Raw genomic sequence first — 11,360 nt, forward strand, 5'->3', positions numbered from 1 at the left:
TAGTGCACCGGACGCGACAGTTGTCCAACAAACGGGTAGCACTTGTTAAGCTGGAACTCCCCCAGTAAAGCGAGGCATAACGTGCACCAGGACGCCGCCCGGTTCCTGTCCCAGCCGGTGGCCGCCCAGCCCGGCTCACCCCTCCGCGTCGCGGTGTACTCCCGGATCGCCGAGGCCATCCGCAACGGCCTCCTCACGCCCGGCTCCATGATCCCCACCGAAACCGAACTCGGCACCGACATGAAAGTCAGCCGCACCGTGGTCCGCGAAGCCCTCATGCTGCTCGAGGAGGACGGCCTCATCAGGGCGAGGCGCGGCGTCGGACGTTTCGTCTCGGACACGCTCCCCCGCATCGGCATCGAACGCATCCGCCCCTTCGAGGAAGTCCTCGGCAGCCCCGGGCAGCAGCTCGAGGTCAAGCGCATCCAGGTGGTGCGCCAGCCCGCGTCCGAGTTCGCCGCCCCCGGCGTCGGCGTCGAACCCGGCACCGACTGTTGGCTTTGGGAATCGGTCCTGATCCGCGACGGCGAGGCCATCGCCCACCTGCAGGAAAACATCTCCGCCCAGCCCGTCAGCCTCGGCAAGGACGCTGCCGCGCCCCTGGACATAGAGGACGACGGCGGCGCCACCTTGCTTGCCGCGCTCAACAACCAGCTGGGCCGGCTGCCCGGGCCCGGCGAGTGCCAGATCAGTCTCAGCCAGGTGGGGCCCAGCCGCGCGAAGCTGCTGGACCTGCGCCCGTCCGATCCCGTGCTGGTCCTCACCCAGTACGTCAGGTACGGCAACCAGCCCTTCTACCTCGCGAAGTGCCTCATCGCTGCCAGGGCCGGCCACCTATCGGTGATGCAGTCGCTGCAGTCCTAGGGTCGTGGACAACCAACCGCGTCGCAGGCATTGACCCTGCCATATTTCCAGTCGGTCTCTTGGCCGGGCTTCTTCTCGGAGGTTAATTCGACCTTTTCTCGCACCAACTGCGGGCTTGCAGCAGGATTGATGCTCCAGACGAGTGCGGCGGTGGCAGCAACGATGGGTGCAGACATTGACGTGCCGTTGCCAACGTCGTACCCCTGAGAGCGGTTGTAAGTGCTCGCAAGGGCAAACCTGTGGTTCGGGAACGTCGAGTAAACGTTGACACCGGGCGCTGCCACGTCCACCCAGCTGTTTCCAAAGGTGGAGAACGATGCCTTCTTGTCGTTGTTGTCTGTGGCGCCGACGGCGATGACGTTGGGATATGCAGCGGGATAGAAGATGTTTTCGTTACCGCCGTTTCCTGCGGCTGCAACAAGCACCACACCAGCGTTCCAGGCATTGTTTACAGCGGTTTCGAGGGTTACTGACGCTCCCACGACGAGACTTATGTTGATGACCTTTGCACCCCTGTTGACCGCCCAGTTGATTCCGTTTGCAAGGGCCGAGGTGGATCCCATCCCGGTGTCGCTGAGCACCTTGCCAGCGAGGATCGTGCATCCCCGACATACACCTGCAACACCAATACCGTTGTCAGCGGTAGCGGCAACAATACCTGCCACATGCGTGCCGTGACCGTAATAGTCCTCGGCGACCTGGTCCTTACCCCGTGTGGCAGAACTGCTGAAGTTTGCCCGGTCAACAACATTCGGGTTGATGTCCGGGTTGTCGGCTGCCACACCTGAGTCGAGCACAGCGACTTTGACGCCACTACCGGTGGTGACGCTCCACGCTTCTACAGCGTCCACGTCCGCGTCTGCTGTACCACCAGCCATGACGAGCTTGTTGACGGTGTTCTTAATAGGCTGACCGGTGTTTTCCAGCGCGTACTGATGGCCGAAGTACTGGTCAGCGGTAGCGGCAGTGACCACCAGGTCCAGCTCGGCGTACTCGACCACGGGATTTCGGCTCAACGCCTGGACGAGCTGAAGTTCCTTGCCTTCGGGCACTTTGATGAGGTGTGCGCCGGTGTCCCCGATAGCAGGACCCTCATAGAGGCCATGCTGGCGCAGTGCACCGGCTGCACCAGCCTTGTCGCGGAACTTGACCATGATTTGCCCCGCCACATGAGACGGATCAGGAGCCGCGTTACCCACAACGGCCGAGTTGATTGCCCCAAACGCCAACACTGCCGCCGCGAAACCGGCACCAAAGATCTTTTTCATGAGGGTCATCTTGCTCCAACCGGCACCCGGCTGGGTAGGGGAAACCCGCAAACTCCCCTACCTAATCCCACCGGAGGGAGAGGCATTGGATTGTGCGGCACAAGGGCAGTCGTTACGATGCTGGCGGGGAGAGGTCCCGGTCTCGGACGACGACCGTAAGGGGCTACCCATGACCGACTTCTTCACCATGCAGCCCGGCGAGGCCGCGGCCCCCGTGCCACCGGGGCCGGTCCTGTGCACTGGGTCGGCGTCCATGCGGCGCATCCACCGCGTCTTCCTGTGGGCATACAGCGAGGCGCCTGGCCTGGTTCGTTCCGCCGACCCTGGCGATACTGCCCGCGCGTCCTACGTTGGCGAAGTGCTGGGGAACTTCGACAAACTGCTCCACATTCATCATGAGGGCGAGGACGAGCTCATGTACCCGCAGCTGAAGGAAAGGGCACCGGCGTGCGCCTTGCACGTGGGGCAGATGCTTGAGCAGCACCGCCAGGTCACCCAGCGGCTGGAGGAGATCGGGCCCATCCGCCTGCGTTGGATGGAAACGGCGGACGCGGAAACCGGCAATGAACTTGCCGAGCGCTACGAGGACCTGTCCTCCGTCCTCAACGAACATCTGCGGCGTGAGGTTACCGAGGTGATGCCCGCCGTCGACCGGGTGATGACCCAGGAGGAACTGAAGGCAGCCGCGGAGCATGGGAGCAGCCAGGTCAGCAATAAGTTCCTGGTGGGCTACCTCGGGATGGTGCTGGCCACGAACCCGCCAGCGGACCGGAAGGAACTGTTCAAGGAGATCCCCGCGCCGGTCCGGCTTGCCTACCGGCTCATCGGGCGCCGGATGTACCGGAAACAGTACTCGACGCTGTTCCCGGGACGCCCGATTCCCGAGACGCTGTAGTTGGAAGAGCAACGCATAACTGGTAGACGGAGCGATACACGATCGCTAATATTCACTCACTGCGGGCTGGGCTACAACAAGGAAACGTATCTTTTATGGCGCCATTTCGAGTCATCCTGCTGCCGGGAGCCGTCCTGCCTGTTGACGCCGCATACGGGAAGCTGCTGGAGGTTTTAGGGTCCAGCGTGGACGCCGTCGCCAAGGACTTGGAGCTGTACGCCGAGGACAATCCACCTCCAGGCTGGAACCTGGACACCGAAGTGGACCTTGTCCTGCGCGAGGCCGACGCCCGCCGCTGGGACACGTTCCACCTGGTTGGCTATTCCGGTGGCGGCGCCGCTGCACTCGCGTTCACCGCCAAATATCCGGAGCGGCTGCAGAGCCTGGCCCTGCTGGAGCCGCCGTGGGCCGGCACCTGGGACTAGAGTCCGGGATACCGGCAACACCAAAAAGAATATGAGCAGCTGCGTGCGCTTCCTGCCGAGCAGCTCATGCCGGCCTTCATGCAGCTGCAGGTGAGGCCCGGCGTCGTCCTTCCTCCTCCACCGCCGGGACCCCAGCCCTCGTGGATGGCCAAACGGCCGGCGGGGATCCGCGCGTTCTTGGAGGCATTCCGGACCGATGACCTGGACAGGTCGCGGCTGGCCGCCTTCAGCCAGCCGGTGTTCTTCGCCCTGGGCGGCCTGAGCCACCCGGATGCCTACGGAGATATTGCGGCCCGGCTGGCCAGGGTCTTCTTTCCCGATTTCCACCTGGAGGTGTTCCCGCGGCGCCACCACCTTGATACGCCGCACCGGGTGGAACCTGAGCGCCTGGCCAAGGAGCTCCGGCGGCATTGGGCACGGGCAGAAGAACCTGCCGCAGCATGAAGGCGGACCGGCTTAGGCAGAGCCAGTGCCGGACAGGAGGCCAAGTCTTTGCCCCCAAGCCGGCTCCCTGCCGGGATTTCCAAGAGCAGTGCACGGAAAATCAATACATCAAATGGCCTGCACCCTAGTGTTGTGATCCACCACACCTTTAGGGGCCGAGGATATGAATAACCAAGCTGACCTGCTTTTGATCAACGGTGTCATCGACACCCTGCACCAAGAACATCCGCGCGTCACGTCGCTCGCCGTTAAAGCCGGGAAGGTGCACTCCTTCGGTCTGGATGCGGAGGCTGCAGCCGGTCCGGGAACTACCACCATCGACCTTGACGGCGCCTATGTCATGCCAGGACTGCTGGATGTCCACAACCACCACATGCTCGCCGGGCAAATGGACTTGTTTGAGCTGAACGAAGCCCCCACCAAGTCGCTGGATGAGCTCCTCAGCGCCGTCAGCGAGTATGCCGAACGGCTGGCGCCGGACAAGTGGATTGTCGGGGGCAGTTGGGGTTCGGGGCTCCTCTCCGAACTCAATACCTCGGGTGCTCTGGCCCGGTTCGATGCGGCAACCGGCGGACGGCCCGCCCTCCTCAAGGACGACAGCAAACACAACAGGTGGGCAAACTCCCGCGCCCTGGAACTGGCCGGCATCGACGACGGCACGCCCGATCCCGAGGGCGGCCAGATCATGCGGGACGCCTCAGGGCGTACCACCGGTGTCCTCATCGAGGCCGGAGGCGTCCTGGTGGAGCAGACCCTGGCGCGGCTTCAGCCCCTTTCCACCCGGGACCTGGCCCGGGCCGCAGCGCGGGGAATCGAAATTCTCCACTCCTATGGCATCACGGGATTCCAGGACGCCGCGGCATCCCTCCAGCTGCTGCAGGCACTGAAAGCGCTCGACGACTCCGGCGGACTGCTCGCGCGGGTGGTTACCTCCATGCAGGCGAATGACTTCATCTTCGGCACCACTCCCCTTGGTGAGGGCATCATCGCCCACCGCGACGAGACACGGTCCGAGCACCATCGGCCGGACTTCATCAAGATCTTCCTCGACGGGGTGCCGCCGGCCAGGACGGCCGCGTTCATCGAACCGTACCTGTCCGGCGTCGGCTTCCCGGAGTGCCACTGCGGCGGCACCACCATGCCTGCCGCGGAACTTGAGCACTGGCTCATGAGCACAGCAGAACGTGGAATCTCCGCGAAAATCCACTGCACCGGTGACGCTTCAGTCCGGCTCGTCCTCGACACTGTCGCCAAGGTCCGTGCAGCCGGGTACAAAGAGCCGAAGTACCACATCGCCCACGGCCAGTTTGTCCATGAACAGGACATCCCCCGGTTCGCCGAACTGGACGTCACCGCAGACATCTCGCCCGCGCTGTGGTTCCCCGGCGTTATCCCGGACGCAATCGCCACAGTCCTCCCAGCGGAAAGGGCGTCGAAAATGCAGCCCAACCGCTCCCTGCTGGACGCGGGCGCCCGCATTGCCGGCGGTTCAGACTGGCCGGTCAGCGTTTCACCCAACGCCTGGGAAGGAATCTACGGCCTCGTCACCCGAAAGGACCCAACGGGACAATTCCCCGGCACCCTCTGGCCCGAACAGGCCATCACCCTGGCCGAAGCCATCAGTATCTACACCACAAACTCTGCCCAGGCCATGGGCCTGGACGACGTCGCCGGCTCGCTGGCACCGGGAAAATCCGCGGATTTCGTCGTCCTGAGCGACAACCCGCATGAGATCGACCTGGAGAAAATCCCGCACATCACAACCCGCCAGACCTGGTTCGCGGGACGCAAGGTCTTCGACGCCGGGGCCTCGGCACGAGCGGCCAGCGGTCCGAGGGGAAGCGCAACGCTGCACGCCTGACAGGCGCCGGTTCACCCCGGGACTAATAAGGCCCCCACGCACCATCACCACTATTTTTCCGCCGACGGCGGCCTGCGCCGCTTCGTCCTGCCCGAAAGACATGACCATGACAACCACAGCACCAGCCGCCCCGGCACGCGTCGCCTCGGACAAGGGGACCTACACGTACATCGCCGTCTTCAGTGCCGTCCTCTACACCGTCCTGCTGATCGCCCCGGTCATCGCGGGCAAACTCATCGAGCAGTTCGCCCTGACCCCGGTCCAGGTGGGAACGCTCTTTTCGTTGGAGCTGGGAGCCTTCAGCCTGGCAACGGTCCCAGCCTACCTGTGGCTCCGACGCATGAACCTGAGAACCGCAAGCTACATCTTCACGGCCGTGGTCATTGCCGGAAACGTAGTCTCCGGATTCCTGGACGACTTCGGCCTCCTGATGATCGCCCGGGTGGTGACCAGCCTCGCGGCCGGTTCCATCACCGTCATCATCCTGACGCTGAGCGGCAAGACCTCCAACCCCAGCCGCGCGTTCGGAATATTCGTCGTATTCCAATTGGCCATGGGCGCCCTGATCCTGGCGGTCTTCCCCGCACTGTTCGCGTCAGCCGGAGTTGCAGCAATCTACTGGACCCTTGCCGGACTCGCCGTGCTGTGCCTCCTGGTGGTCAACCGCATCGACGGGGAAGCCCTGCGGACCGCAGCCCCCGTTTCCGCCCGGGCAGGGGCACCTGAACGCGTTCCGGCCCTCAAGGCAGCCGCAGGCCTGGCCGCTGTACTGCTCTTCTACGTCGCGCTCAGTGGAGTCTGGTCATTCATCGCCCAGATTCCGGCAGGCTCCGGGATCGATCTTTCCGCCACCAGTCTTGTCCTTTCCGTGGCAACTGTTGCCGGGATCCTCTCGGCCCTCGTTGCAACTGCCCTCGGTGAGACACCCCGCCGAAGGCTCTACCTGGTGGCCGGCTACGCAGGCATGGCTCTCAGCATCGCGCTGCTCTTCGGCGCACCGGCCCTGATCCGGTTCGCCGTCGCCGCCGTGATCTTCAAGTTCGCCTGGACCTTCATCCTGCCGTACCTGCTGTCCACGCTGTCCTCCCTCTCAAGCGGCGGACACCTGATGAACACCACCAACCTGATGATCGGCACCGGCTTCTCCATCGGCCCGATTGTCAGCGGGGCACTGATCCAGTCAGGCGGAGGAACGTTCACCGGGATGCTCATCTTCGCCCTCACCGGCGTGCTGGCCTCGTGCGCATTCGTGCTGGTCGCCCAGCGACGCTAGCGCCACTGCACACAGCAAACGCCCGGCGAGAAAGTCCCGCCGGGCGTTCTTGTCGGGCTGAAGCGGGTTGCCCTGCGTCAGGCGACGGCCCCGGCTGAGGCGAGTCCCGCCGTCGTGGTTTCAACAGGCTCGGTTTCGAGAGGCTCAACCACCGGGGAAAGCAGCGTCTCCACCAGGTGCGGCGCGAATTCCTCCTCGAGCGAGAGCACCAGGCGGCACCGCGCGCCCGCAACCGGAGGATAGCCCGCATACAGCCCCCGGAGGTCGCAGATGGTCTGGCCGCGGCCCGGCCCGTCGGAGGTGTCGACGGCGGCGCGCACCACGGGTGCAACAGCAGCCTTAACAGCACCCACCGCGAGCGCCGCCGCCAGCGGGTCGTGCATGGCAGAGCAGGGGCGGCCGTAGATGTCCTCGTAGAACCGGAAGTAGTAGCCCAGCATCTCCCCCAGCACCTGAGGCACAGGCGAAGAAGACGCCAGCAGCGACTGCCGGTGTGTCTCCTCCAGAACGCAATTCATGGTCACGTCCAGCGGCACGAGGGTCACGTCCCAGTCGGCGGCCAGCACCAGGGCGGCGGCCTCGGGGTCGTTGAAGATGTTGGCCTCGGCCACCGGGGTGATGTTCCCGGGAGCCAGGGCCGCCCCGCCCATCACCGTGACCGACTCCACCAAAGACGGCAACGAAGGCTCCAGCCGCAGCGCCTCGGCGATGTTGGTCACCGGCCCGATGGCCAGCACCTTCAACGTGCCAGGGTACGTACGCGCCAACCGCACCAGCATCTCAGCCGCGCTCTCGGACACAACGGAAGCAGCCGCCGTCGTAAGCGTTACCCCGCCGATCCCGTTCTCGCCGTGCACCCATGGCGCCCCGCCCCCAAACGAGCCAAAGAGGGGGGCGTGCGCACCAAGAGCCACCGGCACATCATCAGATCCGGCAAGCGCCAGCAGGTCCAGGGTGTTGCGGGCGCCAACGGCGGCGCTGACGTTGCCGCTGACGGTCCCGATCCCGACCACGTCAGCAAGAGGCGTGGCCAGCAGGTAGGCGAGGGCGAGTGCGTCGTCAATGCCGGTGTCGCAGTCCAGGTAGAACGGGGAGGGCGTGGTCATGGTGGTTCTCCTACAGTAAAAGGGGGTTAGACGGTCTCGCCCTTGGGGGCGGCGACGAAGAGGCTGACGATGAACGCGGCCGCCGTGATGGCCACCGAGATCCAGAGGGCGGTGGCGTACCCGGCGGCGGTAGCCTGGGCGGCGAACGGCGCCACGAGGACGACGCCGAGGCTCGCCCCGATGCCGAAGGAGGCACCGTTGATGCCGGGCAGGGCAGCCGGGGCTTCCTTGGGTGAGAGGAGCACCGAGAGTCCGTTGATGGCGGTGAGGAAGAAGCCGTTGTAGAAGATGCCCAGGGCCGCGACGGCGATCAGCACCGCAATCTGGTTGTCCGAGAAGGTGGCGGCGGCGATGGCGCAGGCCAGGCTGAGCCCCGTGCCGAACCGGAGGGTCTTGATCCAGCCGCGGCGGTCGGCCAGCCATCCCGCCAAAGGCGCGGCAAACACCCCAATCAAAGCGGCGGGGGTGAGGAACAGCAGCGCCGAAATGGAGGCGGTGAGCCCGAAGCCGCCGTCGGGGTCCTGGCTGAGCAGCACCACGGTGAAGTTGATGATGGCGAAGATGCCGGCCAGGGTGAGGACGGTGGTGGCGATGACCGGCCAGACCTGGCGGGAGCGCAGGTGGTGGACGGCGATCAGCGGGTGGCTGCGGCGTTTCTCGATGATCCAGAAGGCGGCGAAGGACGCCACGGTGCCGGCCAGCAGGGTCAGGGTGCCGGGTGCGGTCCAGCCGGCGGCCGAGCCGCCGGAGACGAAGTAGGTGGTGAACACCAGGAACAGCGAGAGGGAGCCGGCGCCCCACCAGTCCATGGCGCCGCGCACGCCTTGGGGCCGTCCGGCCGGGACGATTTTAATGATGCAGGCGGCGGCGATGGCGGTGAGGACCAGGACGACGACGAAGATGGACCGGAAGCCGAGGGTCTCGGCCATGAGCCCGCCCACGTAGCCGTCCACGCCGCCCACTCCCCCGTTGATGGCGGCGATGATGCCCACGGAGGTGCCGAAGACTTTGGCGTGCAGGTTTTCGCTGAGCACGATGTAGGCGAGGGCGAAGACGGCGCTGGAGACGCCCTGCAGGAACCGGCCGGTGACCAGCAGCGGCAGGGTGGGGGCGGTGATGCAGAGGACGGTGCCGGCGCCCATGATCCCGAGGACCAGGAGCAGGGCGGCGCGGCGGCCGATGAAGTCGCTCCACCGGCCGATCACGGGCCCGGCGATGGCGCCGGCCAGGAAGAACATGGACTGGACGGGGGCGGCGCTGTCGGCGCCCTGGCCGAACTCGGCGGCGATCTGCGGCAGTGCGGGGGTGACCATGCTGGCGTTGAGCTGGAAGGACAGCACGCCGAGCAGCAGGGTGGAGATCAGCAGGGCGGCGCGGCGGCCGGCGAATTTGGTTTCGTCGGGAAGTACGACGGCGGAGGCGGCTTCCGCGGAAGGCGCGGCGGCCGCCGGGGTTGGGGTGTTCACATCAAACTCCTTTGTTCTGCAGGCGGATCCTGCGCTTGGGATGTGAGTTGTTATACAACCATGTATGACGCACAAGTACAACCATGGTCTACACTATTTCTCAATCCGGCCGCTTCCGGCCCCACCCCCGTTAGGACTTCCCATGAGCACTCGACCTCCTGCCGTCACCGTTGTCGGCAGCATCAACCTGGACCTGATCGCCACCGCCGAGCGGCTGCCCACCGCGGGCGAAACCATCGGCGGCGCGGTGCTGTCCGAGCAGCCCGGCGGCAAGGGCGCCAACCAGGCAGCGGCAGCTGCACGGCTGGGCGGCAGTGCCCGGATGATCGGCGCTGTGGGCAGTGATGCACAGGGGCAGCGGATGCTGTCCGCGCTGGCGGATGCCGGCGTGGACACCGCTGACGTTGCTGTCCTGCCGGAGCCGACCGGGACGGCCCTTATCGTGGTGGACCGCGAGGGCGAGAACCAGATCGTCGTGTGCCCGGGCGCCAACTCGCATCTCTCGCTCGATGGCGTGAACTTCGAGCCGGAGGAGACGGTGCTGTGCCAGCTTGAGGTAGGCCTGCCCGTGGTGCTGGAGGCGGCCCGGCGGCACAGCGGGTACTTGGTGCTGAACGCTGCTCCGGCCATGGACCTGCCGGCGGAACTGCTGGAACGCTGCGACCTGGTGATCGTCAACGAGAGCGAGTACGCCCTGATCCCTGCCCTCGCCTCGGCCAAACTGGTGGCGGTGACGTACGGCGGGGACGGTTCGGCGATGTTCGAGCACGGCCGAAAGGTGGCCGAGGCGCCGTCGGCTGCCGTAACGGTCGCGAACACTGTAGGTGCGGGTGATGCGTTCTGCGCGGCCCTGGTTCTGGCGCTTTGGCAGGGGCTGGACTATGCCCACGCTCTGGCGGTTGCCAACGCGGTGGGAGGGGATGCTGTCGGCGTTCCGTCGTCGCAGCCGGATCTAGCACAGCTGGGCTACTACGTCGAGCGCGCTGCAGTAGCCGAGGGTGCGCGGTGAGTATCGCGTTCAGGCGGGCAGTGCCAGCAGAGTTTCCGGAGGTCCGGCGCATCACCCGCGAGGCGTACCTCCGGGCCGGGCACTTCTCCGCCGATCACCCGTACATGAGCGTGCTGGAGGACGTGGAGCACCGCGCCGAGCATGCGCAGGTGTGGGTGGCGGAGGCCGCCGGCAAGGTGGTGGCGGCGGTAACGCTGACGTTCGCCGGCCAGCCGTACAGCGAGATCGCCTTGGATGGGGAGATGGAGTTCCGGATGCTGGCGGTGGACCCGGCGTGCCAGGGCGGCGGCGTCGGCCGTGCCGTGGTGCGTGAGATCGTGGAGCATGCCCGGCAGTTGCCGGGCATCGAGGCGATCAGCATCACCAGCGCCACTTTCATGGAGCGTGCACACGCTTTGTACGAGTCCCTGGGCTTCCGCCGGGCGCCGGAGCGGGACTGGTACGTTCCGGGCGAGGACATGTTGCTGTGGGCGTTCCGGCTCAATCTGTAGCGGACGGTCATGCCCCGCCTAAACTGGTCGGGCATGCGTGGAGGAGCTGTCCGCCAAGTTCGAGCTTGTGGCGTCCACCATCCGCAGCGACCCGGCCCCGCTGAATTCGCCAAGGCCGGCTAGCGCGAACATACGGCGGAGCGATGACGCTGGGCGCGGACCACTAGGGCGTGTCTCCTAAATGGGCGGTGTTCGGTTGATTAACTGGGCTGGTGTCGCGTTTCCAGATTTTTACCGATGAGCAGTGGGCCCGTGTCG

11 protein-coding genes are annotated in these 11,360 nt (G+C 65.6%); 8 read left to right on the forward strand and 3 right to left on the reverse strand.

Annotation, left to right across the window (positions count from 1 at the left end):
* Window positions 1-81 precede the first annotated feature (81 nt).
* Window positions 82-864 (forward strand): GntR family transcriptional regulator, encoded by a 783-nt coding sequence (locus tag ACZ9BC_RS22495; RefSeq protein WP_476247899.1) that lies wholly within the window; start codon window positions 82-84, stop codon window positions 862-864.
* Here ACZ9BC_RS22495 and ACZ9BC_RS22500 read toward each other — a convergent pair.
* Complete coding sequence (locus ACZ9BC_RS22500; protein ID WP_476247900.1) at window positions 861-2,141, reverse strand: S8 family peptidase; 1,281 nt, start codon at window positions 2,139-2,141, stop codon at window positions 861-863. The two genes, ACZ9BC_RS22495 and ACZ9BC_RS22500, sit on opposite strands and share 4 nt — an antisense overlap.
* 160 nt (window positions 2,142-2,301) lie before the next feature.
* Between ACZ9BC_RS22500 and ACZ9BC_RS22505 the strand changes: the two genes are divergently transcribed.
* The 5 genes from ACZ9BC_RS22505 to ACZ9BC_RS22525 all read left to right on the forward strand — a co-directional run bounded on the left by ACZ9BC_RS22505 (window position 2,302) and on the right by ACZ9BC_RS22525 (window position 7,030).
* Entirely contained in the window at window positions 2,302-3,027 is a 726-nt protein-coding gene (locus ACZ9BC_RS22505; RefSeq protein WP_476247901.1) for a hemerythrin domain-containing protein, read from the forward strand.
* A 95-nt stretch (window positions 3,028-3,122) separates the two neighbouring features.
* Window positions 3,123-3,452, forward strand: coding sequence for an alpha/beta fold hydrolase (locus ACZ9BC_RS22510; protein WP_476247902.1), 330 nt, complete (start codon window positions 3,123-3,125; stop codon window positions 3,450-3,452).
* 144 nt (window positions 3,453-3,596) lie between these two features.
* A complete protein-coding gene (locus ACZ9BC_RS22515) occupies window positions 3,597-3,896 on the forward strand; it encodes a hypothetical protein (protein WP_476247903.1) in 300 nt (99 codons plus the stop codon).
* Between the two features lie 163 nt (window positions 3,897-4,059).
* The gene (locus ACZ9BC_RS22520; protein WP_476247904.1) at window positions 4,060-5,757 is read left to right on the forward strand and encodes an amidohydrolase; all 1,698 of its coding nucleotides are present in this window, start codon (window positions 4,060-4,062) and stop codon (window positions 5,755-5,757) included.
* Between the two features lie 106 nt (window positions 5,758-5,863).
* A complete protein-coding gene (locus tag ACZ9BC_RS22525) occupies window positions 5,864-7,030 on the forward strand; it encodes an MFS transporter (protein WP_476247905.1) in 1,167 nt (388 codons plus the stop codon).
* A 77-nt stretch (window positions 7,031-7,107) separates the two neighbouring features.
* Here the strand turns inward: ACZ9BC_RS22525 and ACZ9BC_RS22530 are convergent, their stop codons facing one another.
* Window positions 7,108-8,136 carry a nucleoside hydrolase gene (locus tag ACZ9BC_RS22530; RefSeq protein WP_476247906.1) on the reverse strand — a complete coding sequence of 343 codons (1,029 nt, stop codon included), beginning with the start codon at window positions 8,134-8,136 and terminating at the stop codon, window positions 7,108-7,110.
* Window positions 8,137-8,162: 26 nt separating this feature from the next.
* Complete coding sequence (locus ACZ9BC_RS22535) at window positions 8,163-9,602, reverse strand: MFS transporter (RefSeq protein ID WP_476247907.1); 1,440 nt, start codon at window positions 9,600-9,602, stop codon at window positions 8,163-8,165.
* 142 nt (window positions 9,603-9,744) lie between these two features.
* On the opposite strand from ACZ9BC_RS22535, the gene ACZ9BC_RS22540 reads away from it, so the two are divergent.
* Together ACZ9BC_RS22540 and ACZ9BC_RS22545 are read left to right on the forward strand one after the other, a co-directional pair.
* Window positions 9,745-10,611 (forward strand): ribokinase, encoded by an 867-nt coding sequence (locus ACZ9BC_RS22540; RefSeq protein ID WP_476247908.1) that lies wholly within the window; start codon window positions 9,745-9,747, stop codon window positions 10,609-10,611.
* Between the two features lie 20 nt (window positions 10,612-10,631).
* Window positions 10,632-11,102, forward strand: a complete 471-nt coding sequence (locus tag ACZ9BC_RS22545; RefSeq protein WP_476247909.1) for a GNAT family N-acetyltransferase — start codon at window positions 10,632-10,634, stop codon at window positions 11,100-11,102.
* Window positions 11,103-11,360: the final 258 nt, after the last annotated feature.

The organism is Pseudarthrobacter sp. TE3704, assembly GCF_056279405.1.